This is a genomic window from Lysinibacillus sp. NPDC093692 (genome assembly GCF_050280125.1).
Classification (GTDB): domain Bacteria; phylum Bacillota; class Bacilli; order Bacillales_A; family Planococcaceae; genus Lysinibacillus.
The window spans coordinates 148,036-168,761 of the sequence record NZ_JBNNUW010000007.1; the positions used below are offsets into that span (position 1 = coordinate 148,036).

At 37.3% G+C, this 20,726-nt stretch carries 22 protein-coding genes; 20 read left to right on the forward strand and 2 right to left on the reverse strand.

The genetic code is table 11. From position 1 onward, the window contains the following. The 8 genes from ACQKN4_RS10160 to ACQKN4_RS10195 form a co-directional block, all read left to right on the forward strand. Window positions 1–1,199: BC_2427 family protein (locus tag ACQKN4_RS10160; RefSeq protein WP_427483590.1), on the forward strand; the 1,199-nt coding region annotated here is incomplete at its 5' end. Window positions 1,200–1,344: 145 nt separating this feature from the next. Continuing rightward, entirely contained in the window at window positions 1,345–2,112 is a 768-nt protein-coding gene (locus tag ACQKN4_RS10165) for a CsxC family protein (protein WP_170939055.1), read from the forward strand. A gap of 366 nt (window positions 2,113–2,478) precedes the next feature. Continuing rightward, entirely contained in the window at window positions 2,479–3,828 is a 1,350-nt protein-coding gene (mtaB, locus tag ACQKN4_RS10170; protein WP_427483591.1) for a tRNA (N(6)-L-threonylcarbamoyladenosine(37)-C(2))-methylthiotransferase MtaB, read from the forward strand. Window positions 3,829–4,114: 286 nt separating this feature from the next. Next, on the forward strand, window positions 4,115–4,786 hold the full coding sequence (gene deoC / locus ACQKN4_RS10175) for a deoxyribose-phosphate aldolase (protein WP_079563484.1): 672 nt from the start codon (window positions 4,115–4,117) through the stop codon (window positions 4,784–4,786). A 596-nt stretch (window positions 4,787–5,382) separates the two neighbouring features. Further along, window positions 5,383–5,868: a DedA family protein gene (locus ACQKN4_RS10180; protein ID WP_079563483.1), complete on the forward strand. Its 486-nt coding sequence runs from the start codon at window positions 5,383–5,385 to the stop codon at window positions 5,866–5,868. 352 nt (window positions 5,869–6,220) lie between these two features. Next, window positions 6,221–6,448, forward strand: coding sequence for a spore coat associated protein CotJA (locus tag ACQKN4_RS10185; protein WP_079563482.1), 228 nt, complete (start codon window positions 6,221–6,223; stop codon window positions 6,446–6,448). Next, window positions 6,441–6,704 carry a spore coat protein CotJB gene (locus ACQKN4_RS10190; protein ID WP_079563481.1) on the forward strand — a complete coding sequence of 88 codons (264 nt, stop codon included), beginning with the start codon at window positions 6,441–6,443 and terminating at the stop codon, window positions 6,702–6,704. Before ACQKN4_RS10185 ends, ACQKN4_RS10190 begins: the two co-directional genes overlap by 8 nt. 103 nt (window positions 6,705–6,807) lie before the next feature. After that, complete coding sequence (locus ACQKN4_RS10195; protein WP_079563480.1) at window positions 6,808–7,377, forward strand: manganese catalase family protein; 570 nt, start codon at window positions 6,808–6,810, stop codon at window positions 7,375–7,377. A gap of 68 nt (window positions 7,378–7,445) precedes the next feature. Here ACQKN4_RS10195 and ACQKN4_RS10200 read toward each other — a convergent pair whose 3' ends face one another. Continuing rightward, window positions 7,446–8,102 carry a potassium channel family protein gene (locus ACQKN4_RS10200; protein ID WP_427483592.1) on the reverse strand — a complete coding sequence of 219 codons (657 nt, stop codon included), beginning with the start codon at window positions 8,100–8,102 and terminating at the stop codon, window positions 7,446–7,448. A gap of 25 nt (window positions 8,103–8,127) precedes the next feature. Continuing rightward, window positions 8,128–9,465 carry a TrkH family potassium uptake protein gene (locus ACQKN4_RS10205; protein WP_427483593.1) on the reverse strand — a complete coding sequence of 446 codons (1,338 nt, stop codon included), beginning with the start codon at window positions 9,463–9,465 and terminating at the stop codon, window positions 8,128–8,130. Window positions 9,466–9,688: 223 nt separating this feature from the next. Here ACQKN4_RS10205 and rpsU point away from each other — a divergent pair, with 223 nt between their 5' ends. From rpsU to era, 12 genes are all read left to right on the forward strand, one after another. Then, the gene (gene rpsU, locus ACQKN4_RS10210) at window positions 9,689–9,862 is read left to right on the forward strand and encodes a 30S ribosomal protein S21 (RefSeq protein ID WP_004227078.1); all 174 of its coding nucleotides are present in this window, start codon (window positions 9,689–9,691) and stop codon (window positions 9,860–9,862) included. A gap of 331 nt (window positions 9,863–10,193) precedes the next feature. Further along, window positions 10,194–11,522 (forward strand): NfeD family protein, encoded by a 1,329-nt coding sequence (locus ACQKN4_RS10215; RefSeq protein WP_079563478.1) that lies wholly within the window; start codon window positions 10,194–10,196, stop codon window positions 11,520–11,522. Between the two features lie 3 nt (window positions 11,523–11,525). Then, window positions 11,526–12,530 (forward strand): flotillin-like protein FloA, encoded by a 1,005-nt coding sequence (floA, locus tag ACQKN4_RS10220; RefSeq protein ID WP_079563477.1) that lies wholly within the window; start codon window positions 11,526–11,528, stop codon window positions 12,528–12,530. Between the two features lie 27 nt (window positions 12,531–12,557). Continuing rightward, complete coding sequence (locus ACQKN4_RS10225; RefSeq protein WP_079563476.1) at window positions 12,558–13,040, forward strand: hypothetical protein; 483 nt, start codon at window positions 12,558–12,560, stop codon at window positions 13,038–13,040. Between the two features lie 55 nt (window positions 13,041–13,095). Continuing rightward, window positions 13,096–13,356 (forward strand): hypothetical protein, encoded by a 261-nt coding sequence (locus ACQKN4_RS10230; protein WP_079563475.1) that lies wholly within the window; start codon window positions 13,096–13,098, stop codon window positions 13,354–13,356. After that, window positions 13,346–14,464, forward strand: a complete 1,119-nt coding sequence (locus ACQKN4_RS10235; protein ID WP_079563474.1) for a sporulation protein YqfD — start codon at window positions 13,346–13,348, stop codon at window positions 14,462–14,464. Before ACQKN4_RS10230 ends, ACQKN4_RS10235 begins: the two co-directional genes overlap by 11 nt. A 2-nt stretch (window positions 14,465–14,466) precedes the next feature. Continuing rightward, entirely contained in the window at window positions 14,467–15,423 is a 957-nt protein-coding gene (locus tag ACQKN4_RS10240) for a PhoH family protein (RefSeq protein ID WP_079563473.1), read from the forward strand. 314 nt (window positions 15,424–15,737) lie between these two features. Next, window positions 15,738–17,858, forward strand: coding sequence for an HD family phosphohydrolase (locus ACQKN4_RS10245; RefSeq protein WP_427483594.1), 2,121 nt, complete (start codon window positions 15,738–15,740; stop codon window positions 17,856–17,858). Between the two features lie 8 nt (window positions 17,859–17,866). Continuing rightward, window positions 17,867–18,340: an rRNA maturation RNase YbeY gene (gene ybeY, locus ACQKN4_RS10250; RefSeq protein WP_079563471.1), complete on the forward strand. Its 474-nt coding sequence runs from the start codon at window positions 17,867–17,869 to the stop codon at window positions 18,338–18,340. Continuing rightward, window positions 18,341–18,691 (forward strand): diacylglycerol kinase family protein, encoded by a 351-nt coding sequence (locus tag ACQKN4_RS10255; protein WP_349660389.1) that lies wholly within the window; start codon window positions 18,341–18,343, stop codon window positions 18,689–18,691. It abuts the gene before it with no gap. A 584-nt stretch (window positions 18,692–19,275) separates the two neighbouring features. Then, window positions 19,276–19,689 (forward strand): cytidine deaminase, encoded by a 414-nt coding sequence (locus ACQKN4_RS10260; RefSeq protein WP_079563886.1) that lies wholly within the window; start codon window positions 19,276–19,278, stop codon window positions 19,687–19,689. After that, the gene (era, locus tag ACQKN4_RS10265) at window positions 19,676–20,593 is read left to right on the forward strand and encodes a GTPase Era (protein WP_079563883.1); all 918 of its coding nucleotides are present in this window, start codon (window positions 19,676–19,678) and stop codon (window positions 20,591–20,593) included. Before ACQKN4_RS10260 ends, era begins: the two co-directional genes overlap by 14 nt. Window positions 20,594–20,726 lie beyond the last annotated feature (133 nt).

Below are 20,726 nucleotides of genomic sequence, written 5' to 3' on the forward strand. Positions count from 1 at the left end.
AAATGAATGATCTCCGTAATAAAGAAAAGGCGAATGAAACCAGTCTTGTAGAAGAAAAGGATCTTGCAACACATTTAGATTCTAATGGCGAGCTACACGGCACTTCTGAAGTTGATATAGAGAATGAAATGAATGATCTCCGTAATAAAGAAAAGGCGAATGAAACCAGTCTTGTAGAAGAAAAGGATCTTGCAACACATTTAGATTCTAATGGCGAGCTACATAGCCCTTCTGAAGTTGATGTAGAGGATGAAATGAATGATCTCCGTAATAATGAAGAGGCGGATGAAACCGGTCCTGTAGAAGAAGAGGATCTTGCAGTGCGTTTAGATCCTAATAGCGAGCTACACAGCCCTTCTAAAGTTGATGGAGATATTGATACAGAAGAGATGGAGAAAAACAATTCTACAGGTGATATTAGTGTATCTATTAGTTCAGCGCAAGGACAAATATGTTCTATAACCAAAAAAAGTCTAATCTCTACTCATATAGAAATTGATGATTTTCTTCATGCTCCTATTTGTGGAGAGGTTGTTAAAAATACATTTGATTTTCTTGATTTAAACAATCAACTTACCCCTCAACTTGAAACTAAACTATTTAATACTTCAACCGATTATCCTGAACAGCCCGATTGTCGTTTAGTTCACTCAAAAATTAATGAAATAATATTTTTAATGAAAAATGATACTTATGAAAAAAATAATCAGACGAGTAATCCGTCTAAATCAGTTGTAGTTCCTTTACATAACACACAATCAATTAAAAAAGGAGAAACAAATAATCACTCTTACGCTTCCGATGATGTTATGCATATTAGAGTTCCGGTTGTTGTAGGGGAATATAAGATAGAAATATGTCTTGAAGAATTTATTCAAATTGACAAAGGAATTGTGGGAGTAAAAGATATCTCGAATGAGGTAGTACTAACCAACTGTAGATTCGTACCTAGTCAGTTTTCCCAATCATTAAATAATGGGACATGTACAGCGTTAAAGGGAAAATTATTTATTGAAGGCTTTATAAATCAAAATATTGAATATACTACATTTCAGACTACGGATGCAGTACCTGCACAAGATGAATCAATTATTCATTCAAACCAATTGTGCCAAAATATGGTATTAGAATTGATCATTCATATGCTACAAGTACAGAAAATTCGAGTCCGTTATGACAGTCAAGAGTCTAGAGGGTAATAAAACTTATCTCTCAACTCAAAAATCCCTTTTGTAATATCAGAAAAAAACTAGTATATACGTCCATGTATAGATTTAATAGCTACATATTCTAGCAATATAGAGAGCGCTCTCTAATGACTAAAAAATGAAAAGAGGGAATTTTTTGAGTGAACAATTAGAAAATCAAATGCTACCTTGCCCTGTAGCATCAACTGAACAAATACCTTTAAATAGTGAGGCTACTCCACTAATCGCTACACCAGTTACAGCCCCAACTATTAAAGTTCCAGTTGTACTTGCAGAACCAACACTTCAAATAGTTGTGGAGTCAGATATTACGCTTACTCCTGCAGCAACTGAAATCAAAAGAGTGAAAAAAAATGTATTCCTAAATCAAGTTAAATTAGTGCCGGTTAGATTTGCACGTATTGATAACACTGACTTTTTTAGAGTAACAAGAGCTAAATTATTTGTAGCAGGACATATTCGTAAAAATATTGAATATGCTTCATCAGCATGTAATGGCGCACTTCGTGATAGAATTGCAGACGTTCCGTTTTCTGGTTTTACAGAACTTATTTTCCCACAAACACCTGGAGGCACTACTCCAATCTTAGGGATTTCTGAGTTTGCCGAAGCGAACTTCCTGAATGAAGTTACTCAAATGGATGCTCGATTGGATAAGGCTTTCTTCCAAAATCTCGTGAAGTACAATGAGCAACCATTTGGCGAGTTAGTTGCTGCAAACTTCTTTGAACTAGATTTTTCACCAATTATGGCAGCACCAGAAGGTACTTTCTGCACATTACGTGAAAAAATTGTTCTTGATCTTACAGTAAAAGTACTGCAAGTTCAACAAGTTCGCCTTGGAGCGGGTAGCACTGTAGTAACTCCTGTTCTTTTAGGACTTACTCCTCCAGTTAGTCCTTGATCTAGTTTTTAGAGGAGTAGAACAAATAGTACAAATTAAAGGGCTGTTCTAAGAAAATGTAATTGAAAAAACTGCCCAAAACTATTTAACGGCACTGATAAAAATTTACTATTTGAGTGGGCAGTTGAAAGTTAGAGTGAATCTAATTTTCAACTGCCTTTTTGCAATTTATTTTGAGATTGGACTTTTTTTCTTTTATATTATTTGTATTTTTAGTAGAGCAACTCTTATTAGTAAACAATTTTCATTTATATATTTTTTGAAGCCTAGCCAAAAAGCTAGGCTCATTTTATTTATTTGTGCTATTATAAGACACGTTGATAATTTAATTTATTGTAGTGTACTCTTGAAAGGATGATATATATTATGAGTAACGAGCGATCAAAAATCGTGAGTTTCCATACTCTAGGTTGTAAAGTAAATCATTATGAAACAGAAGCAATTTGGCAGTTATTTAAAGAAGAAGGTTATGATCGTACGGAGTTTGATCGTCAAGCAGACGTCTATGTCATTAATACATGTACAGTAACAAATACAGGGGATAAAAAATCACGTCAAGTTATCCGTCGAGCTATTCGTCAAAATCCAGACGCTGTCATTTGTGTTACAGGATGTTACGCTCAAACATCCCCAGCTGAAATTATGGCGATTCCTGGTGTTGACATTGTTGTAGGAACACAGGATCGTACAAAATTACTTGGCTACATAGATCAATATCTTACTGAACGCCAACCAATTAATGCTGTGCGTAACATTATGAAAAATCGTGTGTATGAGGAATTAGACGTGCCTGCATTTACAGACCGTACACGCGCATCTTTAAAAATACAAGAAGGCTGTAATAACTTCTGTACGTTTTGTATTATTCCATGGGCACGTGGGTTAATGCGTTCTCGAGATCCTCAAGAAGTATTAAGCCAAGCCCAACAACTAGTGGATGCAGGGTATCTTGAAATTGTACTAACTGGTATTCATACAGGTGGCTATGGACAAGACTTAAAAGATTACAATTTAGCCCAGCTTCTACGTGATTTAGAGGCAAATGTGAAAGGTTTAAAACGCCTTCGTATTTCTTCGATTGAGGCAAGTCAATTAACAGATGAAGTGATTGAAGTTTTACGTGAATCAAAAATCGTTGTTAACCACTTACACATTCCAATCCAATCTGGCTCTGATACAGTTTTAAAACGTATGCGTCGTAAGTATACAATGGAGTTCTTCGGTGAACGTTTAACTAAACTACATGAAGCTTTACCAGACTTGGCGGTCACTTCTGATGTAATCGTAGGTTTCCCAGGTGAAACTGAGAAAGAGTTCATGGAAACATATAACTTTATTCGTGACCATAAGTTTTCTGAATTACACGTATTCCCGTTCTCTCCACGTACAGGTACACCAGCTGCGCGCATGGAGGACCAAATTGACGAAAACATTAAAAACGAACGTGTTCACCGATTAATCGCTTTAAATGATCAATTAGCGAAGGAATATTCTTCTCGCTTTGAAGATCAAGTGCTAGAGGTAATTCCTGAAGAATTCGTGCATGATGAAAGCGTTGAGGCAGGGCTTTTAACAGGCTATACTGATAATTACTTAAAAGTAGTATTTGAAGGTCCAGAAAGCCTAATCGGTCAACTTGTAAAAGTGAAAATTACGCAAGCTGGATATCCTCATTCTAAAGGACAATTCGTTCGTGTATTAGAAACTATAAAATAAAAAAAGAGTACCTATGAATAGAAACACCGTTCAAACTTTGAACGGTGTTTTGCTATATTTTAATTTCTTTCAGTGGGTGTCTAAATGCCCGCGAAAGCGGAGTCTTGGAGTCGAATGTGCAAGCACAAACTTGATTCCGGATGCAATTATGCCGAGGCATAATGGATTTGTTTCTAAAATAATTTGAATTCATCTAATTTCATTCAAAATTAGACGGAAACGTTAAAAAATGTTATGATTCCAGAGAGGTACGTACAACTTGTTGATAGAAGGAGAGTCTAATAAAATGGAACAAAATTTCGCACGTATGATTGATCACACATTATTAAAGGCTGAAGCTACAAAAGAGCAAATCGAAAAATTGTGTGCAGAGGCAAAACAATTTAACTTTGCGTCTGTTTGTGTAAATCCAACTTGGGTGAAATATAGCAGCGAGCTTTTACAAGGCTCAGATGTTTTAGTTTGTACAGTAATTGGCTTCCCTTTAGGTGCTAACACACCAGCTGTTAAAGCATTCGAAGCGAAAGATGCGATTGCTAACGGTGCAAAAGAGGTAGACATGGTTATCAATATCGGTGCATTAAAGGATAAAAACTATGACCTTGTGCAAGCAGATATTGCTGCAGTTGTTGAAGCGGCAAAAGGTAGCGCACTTGTAAAAGTAATTATTGAATCTTGCCTTCTAACTGATGAAGAAAAAGTAAAAGCATGTGAGCTAGCTGTGGCAGCAGGTACTGACTATGTGAAAACATCAACAGGTTTCTCTACTGGTGGCGCAACTGCAGAAGATATTGCCTTAATGCGTAAAACAGTAGGCCCAGATTTAGGTGTAAAAGCTTCTGGCGGTGTACGAAGCTTAGAAGATATGCAAAAGATGGTTGAGGCTGGAGCTACTCGTATTGGAGCAAGTTCTGGTGTTGCTATTATGAACGGATTAATTGCAGATTCTAATTATTAATAGTAATGAAAACCCTTATATAGTAAGGGATAAGGGGCTGTTCGTTAAGAACTAGCCCCGTTTTTATTGAAAATTTGATTGATAGTCTAATAATGGAAAATATTCATTTCCTGAAATGATATTTCTATACATAAAAAAATGAGCAAATTGATAAATTCCATTACTTTTTTTGGATGATTATTATCAAAATTTAACCTATTGAACGATTGTTGGTGTTTCATTCACAATACACCTCTTTTTAACTCGTAGTAGATGTTGTATTATGAAGAGTACTTGTAAAAATGTACAGAGAGGAATATTATCATTTTTATGGGTTTGCTTCGAGAATCTTATAATAATCTTGATGATTGGATCATTTTACAAGAACTTTGTATAGATACGAACCGAATTCTTACATAACTTAGTAACATCGATAACATAGGGTATTGAAGATTGAACGCGTAGATTATAATTAGGTCAATCAAATACTATTATTTAATCTTAATTCCCTCGCCGTTTTTAATATTTCCTTCGAGTGTTTTAAATGAAAAAATAGGGGAATATATGATGTTTAATGATATAGGTAACGATTTGTATTAAAAAAGGAGAAGCTATTCGTGGAATTCATAAGCAGTTTTATAAGTCAATATGGATATCTAGCTATATTTTTAATCTTATCTTTAGGAATAATTGGCTTACCCATTCCCGATGAGATCTTAATGACGTTTGTAGGATTTTTGTGTCATGAGGGACATTTAAACTTTCTATTGAGTATTATCTTAAGTTTTTTAGGCACATCCACTGGTATGGTATTTAGTTATGCAATTGGAAGTAAATTAGGAACACCGTTAATAATAAAATATGGAAAGTGGTTTGGACTAAATAATAGACGGTTTACTAAAGTTGAACGATGGTTTCATCGTTTTGGACCGTGGACAATAATTATAGGATATTTTGTTCCGGGGATTAGACACGTTACAAGTTACATGTCTGGAATCACACAGATGAAGTTTAGTACTTTTCTGGCTTTTGCTTGTTTTGGCGCTATGGTATGGGTAATTATTTTTATTTCTATAGGATATTTTCTTGGAGTAACATTTTAAAAAATAATACGGTGTAATTTTTATCTGTGCGTATGATGGGGAAAGAGACCTTGCCAAACTAAACACGTAATAAAGCTCGCATTAAATGCGAGTTTTATTACGTGTTTGTACTTATACATGATGCGCGAATTATTTCCTACGATAATAAAGGGCTACAGATAAAACAGTTTTCTAACATCCTTTACTTTAGATTAGATCAAGTTTTTAATTGCTATGTAAGGGAGGTTTGAAAACGGATTCGATACATAGTTCCGTAACAATGTGACTTTCTCCAGATCGTAACACGTCTGAATAAACATTAAATGTACCTCATATACTCCACTGATGTAATTGATACAGAAGGGAGGATACAATGTTTACTCAATATAAGTATTGGAAGCCTTTTGTTAGTCCGTTCGATCCATGTCCACCTATAAGGGTTAAAAGTTTTTCAACACCGCCCCAATTATATATGGGTTTTCAACCGCCTGGGCTACCGCAATACCCAACCCCTAGAGAAGCTCTCAAATCTGGTACGTTATGGCCTCAATTATTTAGCCCCTATCCAAATCCCCAACAAGGGGGGATAAAGAATGAGTAAGGAGATGCCACCCGAATTTTATACGCTACTTGAAGAAATACAAGCCATTGATTTTGTAATAGTGGAATTAAATCTTTATTTAGATACTCATCCTCACGATTTTGATGCTATTCAGCAATTTAACGAAAACACTGAAATCAGTATGCGACTTAAGGTTGAATTTGAACAGAAATTTGGTCCGCTTATGAATTTTGGGAGAAGTTATTCAAATTATCCGTTTAATTGGATAGATACACCTTGGCCATGGCAAGTTTAACTTTTTAATGTATTAGGAGTTTTTTTGTGCACGCCCAAAGCCGATTCTGAATGCGATTATGATCAAGGCATAATTGATTATGAGTAACTAGGAGGAACTATTTTTGTGGTATTATGAAAAAAAGCTCCAGTATCCAGTAAGGGTGAGTACATGCAACCCTATGCTGGCTAAGTATTTAATTGAGCAGTATGGTGGTGCAGACGGGGAATTAGCAGCAGCACTTCGATATATGAATCAGCGCTATACGATTCCTGATAAAGTAGTTGGTCTGTTAACCGATATAGCGACAGAGGAGTTTTCTCACTTAGAAATGATAGCCACGATGATTTACAAACTGACGAAGGATGCTACTCCAGAGATGCTAAAAGAGGCGGGTCTAGGAGAACACTATGTCAATCATGACAGGGCATTATTTTATCAGAATGCAGCTGGATCACCGTTTACGGCAACTTACATTCAGGCTAAAGGGGATCCGATTGCTGATTTGTATGAGGATATTGCAGCTGAAGAAAAAGCAAGGGCGACATATCAGTGGATTATTGATTTATCAGATGACACTGATTTAAATGATAGCTTAAAATTTTTACGTGAACGAGAAGTTGTTCATTCTCAACGTTTCAGAGAAGCTGTAGAGATTTTAAAAGACGATAGGGATAGCAAGAAAATCTTCTAAAACATATCGAAGGCTGTTTCAAGGGGGAAATCATCTTAGGACACAACCTTCGATATTTTGCCTTTTATCTATTCAACATTTGAAAAAATAGTAAGATCCTTTCTATGGCCAATCATAACTAATAGATCGCTTTCTTCAATAATCTGATCAGGAGAGGGTAAGATGGTAATATTACCATCGCGAACTATGGCAATAACACTGACATTATATTTCGAACGAATGTCTAAATCCCGTAAACTTTGTCCGACCATTTTAGACGGAATCATAATTTCCTCTATACTGTATTCCTTTGATAATTCAATATAATTCAGCATGTTTGGTGAAAGAAGCTGATTAGCTACTCGCTCACCCATATCTCTTTCAGGGTAAATAACCCAATCAGCACCAACCTTTTCTAAAACCTGTCCATGTCTTTTGCCGAGAGCCTTTGCAATTATTTTTTTTATGCCTATTTCCTTTAATAATGAGACCGTTAAAATACTTGATTGCATATCAATACCTATAGCGACGATGACACAATCGAAATTTCTGATTCCGATGGAGTTAAGTGCTTTTTCTTCTGTCGTATCAGCAACTACTGCATGTGTAACATAAGGTTCAGCATCTTCGACTTTTTCCTCATTAATATCGATTCCTAAAACTTCATTCCCAGCTTCATATAATTTGCGGGCTACGCTTACACCAAACCTACCTAGACCTATAACAGCATATTGTTTGATTGTCATTGTATGCATCGCTCCTTTATTATGGTTAGCCAATCATAATCTTACCTTTTGGATGATGGAAAGCCTCCGTTTTTCGACGATTTGTAATGGCAAAAGCAATTGTTAAGGGGCCTAATCTTCCTACAAACATTGTTAATATAATCAGAAGACGGCCACCGGTTGATAGCTCAGGAGTTAGCCCCATTGTAAGTCCGGCTGTTCCGAATGCAGAAGTAGCCTCAAATAAATACATCATAAAACTATGACGTTGTTCAATAAGACTTAAGACGATGGTAACAAGTACGACAATCATCATCCCACACATTGTAACTGTTAAAGCTTTCAAAATCGTTTCATTAACAATTCTACGCCTAAAAAGCACTACATCTTCTTTCCCTTTCATTTGACACCACATCGTAGCAACTAAAACAGCAAAAGTTGTTATTTTAATACCTCCAGCAGTTGATCCAGAACCTCCTCCGATGAACATTAACCAAATGATTAAAAATAATGTTGAATGTGTTAAATCACCAATAGGGAGGGTATTAGAGCCAGCAGTTCTAGGTGTCACAGCTTGGTATAATGAACCAAGAATTTTGCCCCATTCAGATAGTGGGCCAATGGTTTTACTATTGTTGTATTCAAATAAGAAAATTAATAGCGTCGAGCCAATTGTTAAAATAAACGTTGTAGTTAAAACAATTTTTGTATGCACTGAAATTCGCTTCGTCCCGCGGTATTCATATAGTTCATTAATAACAATAAATCCTAAGCCCCCAATCGTAATAAGTGCACAAATAGTGAATACGACGAAAGGATCATCTACATATTCTGTTAAGCTTTTAAAGTCACCCATTATATCGAACCCAGCATTATTAAAATTCGAGATGGCATGGAAAAATCCGAAGTAAAAGGCTTTACCTACAGGCATATCGAACGAAAAACGAATAGATAAAATGAAGCCACCTATCATTTCAATGATTGCAGTAAATAACAGGATCCTTTTAACTAATTTAACTAAACCGGCTATTGTAACGTTATTAAATGCCTCTTTTAACAAAAGTCGTTCTTTTAAAGAAATTTTTTTTCCTAATAGTAAAAATAATAACGTCGCAAATGTCATAAAGCCCAGTCCGCCAATTTGGATAAGAAAAAGAATAACTAATTCTCCAAATAACGAAAATGTATCGCCGGTATCTACAACAATCAGTCCTGTTACACAAGTAGCAGAGGTAGCGGTAAATAGAGCATCTAAAAAGGAAAGACCATTAGTATCGACCGTTGCAATGGGGAGCGTTAAGAAAAATGTTCCGATTAAAATGATGATGGCGAAGCCCAAAACAAGCGCTTTTGGAGGACTTAATTTATTGATAAATGTTTTCATTTTATTCTCCTCATTGAACCTATAATTAATAAAATTTGTATGTTTATTGTTGTCCAAAAGTGAGCTGAAAATTCTTAAGGGAATAAAACCAAAAATTCACCAGATTAATTCGTACACTTTCTATTGACCATTTTTAGACAATACGTTATAATTCTTTAGTACACAGCAAATGGTTAATAGCCTATTTGTGTATTGACGTGTGTTCGGAGGGAGGGAAAGAGAGATGTCAAAAACTGTCGTTCGCAAAAACGAATCGCTTGAAGATGCTCTTCGCCGCTTCAAACGTACTGTATCAAAAAGTGGTACAATTCAAGAAGTTAGAAAGCGCGAGTTCTACGAAAAACCTAGCGTAAAACGTAAAAAGAAATCAGAAGCTGCACGTAAACGTAAGTGGTAATTTAATTTCCCATTAAAAATCCCTACGTTCATAACACGCAATTGTATGATTCACTGAGCAGACAAAAATATACCTGAAATTAATCGCATGTTGATTAATTTCAGGTATTTTACATTAGCTCATTTTTACGTACATATTGGAGAAGCCGAATGTAATCTTTGTGATTCATTCGGCTTTTTTGTTACATACTTAATTGTAGAAGCTATATCCGGTTATTAGGGCTACATAAGTTAATAATTCACTGTATAATAAAATTATTAGGATTTATGAAACTTTTTGCATAGTCAGTCGTATATACAGGAGAGAAGCATGTTAGAAGGGAGGGAAAAAGATGCGAAGACGAAGAATCCTCAGCTATTTAATAGTTATTTGGATGACATTTTTGTTAGCGTTTCCATTAACGTCTGCTTTTGCAAGTAGCAAGGTCTTCCATATACCAATTCATAATGAAGTAGAAAGAGGACTTCACGCATTTTTAGAACGAGCTTTTAAAGAGGCGGAAGAAAACAATGCAGAAGCGATTATTTTAGACATTCATACACCTGGTGGTTTTGTGAATGCAGCAGGTGATATTGCAATGCTTATGGATGCAACGGATATACGTAAAATTGCGTACATTAACAAAGATGCTCATTCTGCAGGTGCCTTTTTAGCCTTACATGCGGATGAAATCTACATGGTGCCAAATGGAACGATCGGGGCGGCTGCAGTTATTGATTCAGCAGGAAATGCAGCAGATTTAAAGGCTCATAGTGCATGGGTTGCTCAAATGGAGGCAGCTGCAGAATCAAAAAATCGCGATCCAAAATATGCACGAGCAATGGCTGATGTATCTGTTGATTTACCAGAATTTCGAGCAGGAGAAGGGAATTTATTAACGTTATCTGCTTCAGAGGCAAAAAAAGTTGGTTATTCAGATGAAACGGTTTCGAATTTCCAGGATCTTTTAAAAGCAACTCAAATAGATGAGCGTGATATCGTTCCGATTGAACCTACTTTTGCTGAAAAACTCGCTCGTTTTATTACAAATCCAATTATCGTTCCGATTTTATTGTCGATTGCAAGCTTAGGGCTTGTAGTTGAGCTATATTCGCCAGGTTTTGGTGTTCCGGGTATAATGGGATTGTCAGCGCTAGGATTATTTTTCTTCGGTCATATGGTGGCGGGCTTGGCAGGTTATGAGACATTACTTTTATTTATTGTAGGTTTAGCGCTTGTTATAGCGGAGTTTTTTGTCCCCGGTGGTATTGTAGGTATTTTAGGTGGTGCGCTAATATTACTAAGTCTAATACTGGCAGGTGCAAACATGATGCAAATGATTATAGCGATTTTCATTGCATTTGTTGTAGCGATAATAGGAATGGTGATCTTGATGAAATTTTTCGGTAAAAAATTGCATGTTTTAAACAAGCTTGTCTTGATGGATGCGACAACGACGGAAGAAGGCTATGTATCTAACGTGAATCGCACAGAGCTGCTTGGAAAAGTGGGTAAAGCGATTACACCACTTCGTCCGGCGGGTACAATGTTATTTGGAAGTGAGCGCATTGACGTAGTATCAGAAGGTGGCTATGTTGATGTTGGGAAACATGTAGAAATTATTAAAGTAGAGGGCTCACGTATTGTTGTGAGACGAACAGAAAAAGAGATGGAGGAATAGCAAATGGGTTTTGATTTAGCTTTATTAGGTCCGATTGCAGGGCTAGTCTTATTATTCATTGTAGTCGCGGTATTCTTTACTTTTGTACCAGTGGCGCTATGGATTTCTGCACTTGCTGCAGGTGTCCGTGTTAGTATTTTCACATTAATCGGTATGCGTTTACGTCGTGTAATCCCATCACGAATCGTGAACCCATTAATAAAAGCACATAAAGCAGGATTACCTGTTACGATCAATCAACTTGAAAGTCACTATTTAGCAGGTGGTAATGTTGACCGTGTAGTAAATGCGTTAATCGCGGCTCATCGTGCAAATATTGAATTATCATTTGAACGTTGTGCAGCTATTGATTTAGCGGGACGTGATGTATTAGAAGCGGTACAAATGTCTGTTAACCCGAAAGTCATTGAAACACCATTTATTTCAGGCGTTGCGATGAACGGGATTGAAGTAAAAGCGAAGGCGCGTATTACTGTACGAGCAAACATTGAGCGTTTAGTCGGTGGTGCTGGTGAAGAAACGGTTATTGCTCGTGTAGGTGAGGGGATCGTTTCGACAATTGGTTCGGCTGAGCATCATACAGAAGTTTTAGAACACCCTGATATGATTTCTCAAACTGTTTTATCAAAAGGTCTAGATTCAGGTACAGCATTTGAAATCTTATCGATCGATATTGCTGATGTTGATATCGGCAAAAACATCGGTGCTGAATTACAAATTGAACAAGCACAGGCTGATAAAAACATTGCACAAGCGAAGGCTGAAGAACGTCGTGCGATGGCTGTAGCGAACGAGCAAGAAATGATTGCACGCGTACAAGAGATGAAGGCAAAAGTAGTAGAAGCTGAAGCTGAAGTACCACAGGCTATGGCAGAGGCTCTACGTTCTGGTAATCTGGGGATTATGGATTACATGAACTACCGTAATATTCAAGCAGATACAGCGATGCGAGACTCCATTTCTAAAGTAGGCTCAGATAAATCAGAAACTAATGAATCTAACCAATAAAAAAACTGAAAGGAGCGGTACTAATAAATGGAACAATTAATTATATTTGTGATAATTGCCATAGTCAGCTCTATTTTCGGTAAATCAAAAAAGAAAGAACAAAAACCAATGCCTCCTTTTAACAAGGATTCACAAGTAGAGCCTCCTGTTATAAAAAAAGCAGAGGTGACGCAACAGCAACAATCTAAACCACAGAGTTTTGAGGATTTTGCACGTGGATTTTTAGGTGAATGGGAAAATGAACAGCCTCAATTCGAAGAGCCGAAAAAAAATGTCGAAAAAACAGTAATTGAAAAAACACCGAGCTATGTAGCTCCCTCTTTAGTCCCGACTGAGAAAATGGGTCGTACTTCGAATAGAGAAAGTATTGGCCGTTTGGCAGCTGGAAAAAAAGTCGAGGGAGTAGCTGAGTCACAATCGGCTTTTCAATTACCGACATCAAAAAAATCATTCATGCAGGCTGTTGTAATGGCAGAAGTTTTAGGCCCTCCAAAAGCAAAAAGAAAATAACTAGCATGTCCTCCTTTTTCGATGCATATATTGCCGAAGAAGGAGGCATTTTTTTATGAGAAAACTATTTCAATTAACGCCACTACTTGAATTATTACAATATGAAACACTAAAAATCATTGGCCCGTATCGTTTTCTACATGCTGATGCTTCATCGTGCTCTTTTATCTATGCAGATTATCATATTACTGTGCGTGGAAAATCAGTGGAAATTAATGCTCTTAAAGAAGATATGCTGCATCTTTCTGTAGAGGATTTACAGGAGCTTCAGATGAAAATGACAAAGAATATGGGTGTGAGCGATAATGTGGAATAATCGGCCAATTATCATACGTATAAAGCGCCATGAAAATGTTCATCCTTTTATTCAAGCATTGCATGCGCAACATGTGCCATTAAAGCGTGTTGTTTTTCGTGAACAAGAGGTTGTCTTTGAAACAACTATGCATTATCTACCAAAGATTCGCCGTGTGCGTAGCCGTTACCGACTTAAAATGGCAATCTATTATGCAGATGAACTTCAAGTTTTTCGAGCGCAGCTTTGGACTTTGCTTGGCCTAGCGTTGATGATATTAATACCATTACTATGTGCGCAGGTTATTTGGCGGATTGATATTAAAGCGGCAACACCGGAGTTAGAGGCACGTCTAGGGAAGACCTTTCAAGATACATTTCAATTAGAAACACCCATTTCTAAAAAAAACTTACCCTCAGATGCAGTTATGCGACAGAAGCTATTAGAAGGGCATCGAGACCTTTCGTGGGTGCATATTGAAAAGTACGGTGGACGAGTGATTTTACGACCTCAGGAGTCACCGAAACAAACTAAACAAACGAATGAAAAGCTAGCGGAACATTTAGTAGCAACAAAAAGTGGTGTAATTACTCACTTTAATATTCAAAATGGAGAACGGAAAATTTCAGTTAACGATACGGCTTACGAAGGTGATGTTCTCGTAAGTGGTGTAATTGAAAGTGGTGAAGATCAAGTCTTTGTTGGAGCAAAGGGAGAAGTTTACGCAGATTATTGGCTTGAATGTTCATTTAAAATTCCAACAAAACTAACGATGGAAACGCTACAACAAAAGCAGTGGCGCGTATTAGTGAAAGGTATTCATGAAGAAAAAGATAAAGTTGACTATGTGCAAAAGAAAGATTTACCTGATTGGCTCGATCCATATGTTTCGGTTGTTGAGGAGCAGTACACAAAAAAAGTGCAAGTAGAGCTTAATGAATCCAAAATAGATTCATTGCTCATACCATTGCTTCATGAAAAGGTACTTCGTTCACTACCTGCGAAAACGGTTATAAAAAAAGAAAACCTTTTACAGGTAAAGTGGGGGAATGGTACAGTTGAAGGGAAAGTTCTATTTTTAGTCAATGAAAACATTGCCAGTCCAATACAAGGCCTACAAGGAGAATGATTATGTCAGAACATTTAACTGTATTACAAGTGGATAATCCAAACGAAGCGGTCATGCTACTCGGAATTTCCGATGCAAATATGAAATTAATCGAAGAGGCTCTAAAAGTCCATATTATTACACGTGGTGAACAAATTCAGCTTGCTGGTGAAGAGGATGCAAAGGAACAAGCAACATTCCTTTTACATGCTCTTTTAAAGGTCATTCGTAAAGGAATTAATATTGATCAACGTGATGTTGCAACAGCAATTGAAATGACACAAAAAGGAACGATTGAATACTTTGCAGAACTTTATGATGAAGAAATAGCTCGCACGACGAAAGGCAAGCCTATTCGTGCAAAGACAATAGGTCAACGAGAATACATACAAGCAATCCGTCATAAGGACGTTGTTTTTGGTATCGGACCAGCCGGTACTGGGAAAACGTATTTAGCGGTAGTCATGGCAACACAGGCGCTAAAAAACGGGCACGTTAAGCGTATTATTTTAACACGTCCTGCAGTAGAGGCAGGAGAGTCTCTAGGCTTTCTTCCGGGGGATTTGAAGGAAAAGGTAGATCCTTATTTACGCCCTCTTTATGACGCTTTAAACGATATTTACGGATCAGAACAAACACAAAGGCTTATTGAAAGAGGCACAATAGAAATTGCGCCTTTAGCATATATGCGTGGCCGCACATTAGATGATGCCTTTGTTATTTTAGATGAAGCTCAAAATACGACACATCAGCAAATGAAAATGTTTTTAACGCGACTAGGATTTGGCTCAAAAATGGTCATTACAGGCGACAAAACACAAATTGACCTACCGAAAAATATGGAATCTGGATTAATCGTAGCAGAACGAACATTAAAGTACGTAAAATCTATACATTTCCAAATTTTAGAACAAGGTGATGTAGTACGCCACCCAATCGTAGCAAAAATCATCCAAGCCTACGAAGAGCAGCAACTTTAGAATTGCGCAAAGCGCAATTCTAAAGTCTGCACCGAAAGTGTAGTGAAACGAAACGGCAGGTGCAACGAGGTTTTAGAAAGTCTGCACCGAAAGTGTAGTGAAACGAAACGGCAGGTGCAACGGCCTTTAAAAAGTCTGCATTAAAATGCTTAGCCACGGATATAAAAGATAGAACAAATAGAAAATGGTTTAAAAATGGAAAAAATTGTGACGGCTATACGATGTGTATAGCTGTTTTTTTACTTTCTTATACATTTTTCGGGAAAAATGTTTTTTGAATTGGTATGATAGAAGGTAGATAGAGGAGGTGCAAGATGGAGAAACAATTAAAAAAAATAACAGAACTTATTGGCTTTCGCTACTTTTTAATTGTCATTCTCATCTTAACAGGAGCCCTACAATTTACTTTTATGTATGGCAATGTTAAAGGTGTTACATATGATTTTAAACCATTACAGCTAGCGCCTGAAACAGTACGATCTACTAAAACGATAGAAGATACTTATAAAACGCAACAGGAACGAGAAAAAGCAACAAATGCAGTTGCACCAGTCTATCAATTTTCTGCAGATGTTGCTAAACAGCGAGCTTCGATTGTAACGTCTTTATTCGACTATGTTCTTGAGGTAAAGGCAGATGTTGAGAGTAGCAAAGAACCTATTTCTGTTGTCGATCAAGTGGCGCAGCTTCGTAAAAAACTTGAATCTATAGATTCAGAGCAAATGCCTATTGTCTTCACTGATTCACAACTAGAAGGATTGTTAGTACAAAGTGAAGCGGATCTAAAAAGAACAAGTACGCAACTATCAAAACTCGTGCAGGAATATTTACAAAAATCCATTCGATCGGAAAATGTGTTTGCGTCTCAAAATGATTTTGAGACAAAAATTCGTGGACAACGAGGCTATCCTGATAAAATATTTAATACGGTAGTTTTAATTGGTCGTACGAGTATTATTGAAAACGAGACGATAAACGAGGAACAAACGAAAATTCGAAAGGAACAAGTGAAGGAATCAGTTGAACCGACTCGAATTCTTCAAGGTCAAATCATCGTACAGGAAGGGCAAATTATTGATAATGAGGCGTTCCGTCAATTAGAGCTTCTAGGTATGGTAAGTAATAAGGCATCCATGAAACCGATTGCAGGGTTGATTATTTTAATACTTCTTGAAATGATGTTCATGTTTGTTTTATTCGAACGCTGGCATATAGATGAGTACAAGAAACGTAATGCCCTGTTGGTAACAGTAATTGTTTATAGTTTATCAATCCTGCTGATGAAATTTATTAGTCTAGTCTCAGGAAGTTTCGATGTTACGATTGCCTTCCTTTTCCCAACAGCATTGGCAACGATGCTAGTACGGTTATTAGCAGATGACCGTGCTGCAGTTCTTATTACGGTTATGACAGCAGCATCTGCGGGTGTTATATTCCAAGAGGGTTATTCATCTGTTATGCAGATGGAAATTACACTGTATATAATTTTTGGAGGATTTGCGAGTTTATTCTTTTTACAAAGTATGGAAAAGCGTTCGCATATTCTACATACTGTAGGTATTATAGGGCTCGTAAATATGTTATTTATTGCATTTTATTTACTGATGACACAATCTACCTACGGCTTGTCAGAGTTAGTGTTTTACTTTATCGCGGCAATGATATCAGCTTTATTATCAGGAGCTCTTACAATGGGTCTCTTACCATTCTTTGAATCAGCATTTAGCTTATTGTCATCGTTGCGTTTAATTGAATTATCGAACCCGAACCATCCATTGCTGAAAAAATTACTAATGGAGGCTCCGGGAACATATCATCATAGTGTTATGGTGGCGAACTTAGCGGAGGCTGCGTGTGAGGAAATTGGTGCGGATGGATTACTAGCTCGTGTAGGATGCTATTATCATGATATTGGTAAAACGAAGCGACCTGCTTTTTTCATCGAGAATCAAATGTCTGGTATTAATCCCCATGATTCATTGTCTCCGGAAAAAAGCGCGGAAATTATAATTGCGCATACTACTGATGGGGCTGAAATGCTAAAACGATATAAGATGCCACAGGAAATTATTGATATTGCTTTGCAGCATCACGGATCTAGTCTGTTAAAATACTTCTACTTTAAAGCGAAGGAAGAAGGAAAATGCTTAGATGATACAACGTACAGATATCCAGGTCCGAAACCACAAACGAAGGAAGCAGCAGTTATTAGTGTTGCAGATAGCGTTGAGGCAGCGGTTCGATCGATGAAGGAACCGAATGCAGAGAAAATTCAAAAGTTGGTACGAGCAATCATTGATGATCGAGTACAAGACAGTCAGTTTGATGAATGCGATATTTCGATAAAAGAGTTAAAATGTATAGAGAGAGTACTTTGTGAAACGTTGAATGGAATTTTCCACTCACGAATTGAATATCCAAAGGCAGATAAGTAGGAGGATCTATGATTTTAACAATTGATTTTACAGATGAAACAAATGAAGTGGCTACTGAGCATATGGAGCTTGTTGAAAAGCTTTTGCAGCTAGCTGCGAAACTAGAGAATATTGAGCCGGAAACGGAAGTGTCAGTGACGTTCGTTACAAATGAAGCGATTCAAGAAATAAACCGAGAATATCGTGACAAAGATCAACCGACAGATGTTATCTCATTTGCCCTGGAGGAATTAGGTGAGGGAGAAATGGAAGTAACATTTGAAGGGATGCCTCGTATATTAGGAGATATTATTATTTCAACAGATCGTACAAAAGAACAGGCAGCGGAATATGGGCATACATTTGAGCGAGAATTAGGCTTTTTAGCAGTCCATGGTTTCTTACATTTACTTGGCTATGATCATATGGTGCCAGAAGATGAAAAGGTGATGTTCGGTAAGCAGGATGAGATTTTACAATCTTTCGGCTTAGGACGAGAATAAATGAATGTTCGCAAATTTGTACGCTCTTTTGGGTATGCCTTTAAAGGTATTATTACAGCCTGTGCGGAGCAAAATTTTAAATCCCACTTACTAAGTGCGGGAATAGTTTTGATTGCTGGCTATTTTACGGGTTTATCACGTATAGAATGGTATATTGTATTGTTATTAATTGCTCTAATGTTTGCACTTGAAATGATTAATACAGCAATTGAACGAGTAGTGGATTTAGCTTCACCTACGATTCATCCGCTTGCTAAGCAGGCGAAAGATCTTGCTGCAGGTGCAGTACTTGTATTTGCGATATTCAGTGCTATAATCGGATTACTCATATTTATACCGAAATGGTTTTAAAAATTATTACTCGGTCATGAAGTGGTAACAAATGTGCTGGAGAATTATGATTATTGGGCTCGTCACCAAAAGTTAAGTGAGGACATTTGTTAATCCATGCAATAAGTTGATGAAGTGGAGGCTGAGCGACTCCTTAGGGATCAGCGTCATAGAGGAACGAAGGCTAAAAGCATCACGTCCTGTGATAACGCCTTCGTGACCAACATCCTGCTGTCGCTGCGCTTTCGCACAAACAAAACCCTCTGCTGCCGCTATGTTAGCACTACGCTTTCGCGCAAAAAACATCTGCTGGCCCGAGACCCTGGAGCGAAAGCGAAGCGGCAGCAACAAATGTTTTCTGTGCGAAAGCGAAGCGACAGCAACAAATGTTTTAACTGTGCGAAAGCGAAGCGACAGCAACAAATGTTTTAACTGTGCGAAAGCGAAGCGACAGCAACAAATGTTTTAACTGTGCGAAAGCGTAGCGACAGCAACAAATGTTTTAACTGTGCGAAAGCGTAGCGACAGCAACAAAGCGCCCAGCCGGAACGGAAATCAGCCCACGTTATGGTGATGAGCTATTTTTTATGTAGAGGTGAACATTGATGACAATTGATATGCAAGCATTACTAGAAGAATCAAAAAAAGCGCGTGAAAAGGCTTATGTACCTTACTCAAAATTTAAAGTTGGCGCGGCGATTTTAACGAAAGATGGAGAGGTCATTCACGGCTGCAATATTGAAAATGCGGGTTATAGTATGACAAATTGCGCTGAGCGTACAGCATTTTTCAAAGCTGTGTCAGAAGGTATTTATGATTTTGAGGCGATTGCTATTGTAGCTGATACAGATGGACCATGTGCGCCATGCGGAGCTTGTCGTCAAGTGATGATGGAGTTTTGCAAGCCATCTATGCCTGTATATTTAACAAATTTAAAAGGTGATGTCACGGTAACGTCTGTAGGCGAATTACTACCGTTTGCATTTACAACGGAGGATTTAGAGAATGCTGGAAAATAATAATGGCTATAAGTCAGGTTTTATCTCCATAATCGGTCGACCGAATGTTGGGAAATCAACATTTTTAAACCGTGTTATTGGTCAAAAAATTGCGATTATGAGTGATAAGCCACAAACAACACGAAATAAAGTACAAGGTGTACTGACATCAAATGATAGCCAAATGATTTTTATAGATACACCAGGAATCCACAAGCCGAAACATAAGCTAGGGGATTTTATGCTAAAAGTTTCTAAAAATACATTGCGTGAAGTGGATGTTATTATGTTCATGGTTAATGCAGAGCAGAAACTTGGAAAGGGTGACGAATTCATCCTTGAAATGCTTGCGGGTAATCCAACGCCTGTCTTCCTGGTAATCAATAAAATCGATCAAATTCATCCAGATGAATTAATAGGGATAATTGAAAGCTACAAAGAGCGTTATGACTTTGCGGAAATTGTACCGATTTCAGCATTACAAGGGAATAATGTAGAAGATTTATTAACGACATTAACGAAATATTTACCAGAGGGTCCGCAATATTATCCAGCAGATCAAGTAACGGATCATCCTGAACGTTTCATTATTTCGGAGTTAATTCGTGAAAAAGTGTTGCATTTAACGCGCGAAGAAATACCTCATTCCATCGCTGTTGTGATTGATAAAATTCGCCGTGATGAAGAAAATGAAGATAAAATTCGTGTGGCAGCAACGATTATCGTGGAAAGAGATTCGCAAAAAGGGATCGTCATTGGTAAACGTGGTGCGCTATTAAAAGAAGTAGGGATACGTGCAAGAAAAGATATTGAGATGCTTCTTGGTTCAAAAGTGTATTTAGAGCTTTGGGTAAAGGTTCAAAAGGATTGGCGAAATAAATCAACGCATTTACGTGACTTCGGTTTCCGTGATGATGAATATTAATAGGATCTGTTATTGAGTTAAGGAGCAACTTTACAACATTCTTATTTGTCGCTGTAGTTTTAAATGGAGCTGTCCAATTAATTTATTGGAGAGCTCTATTTTCATGCGAAACAGTGTAGAAAGGAGGGGGATC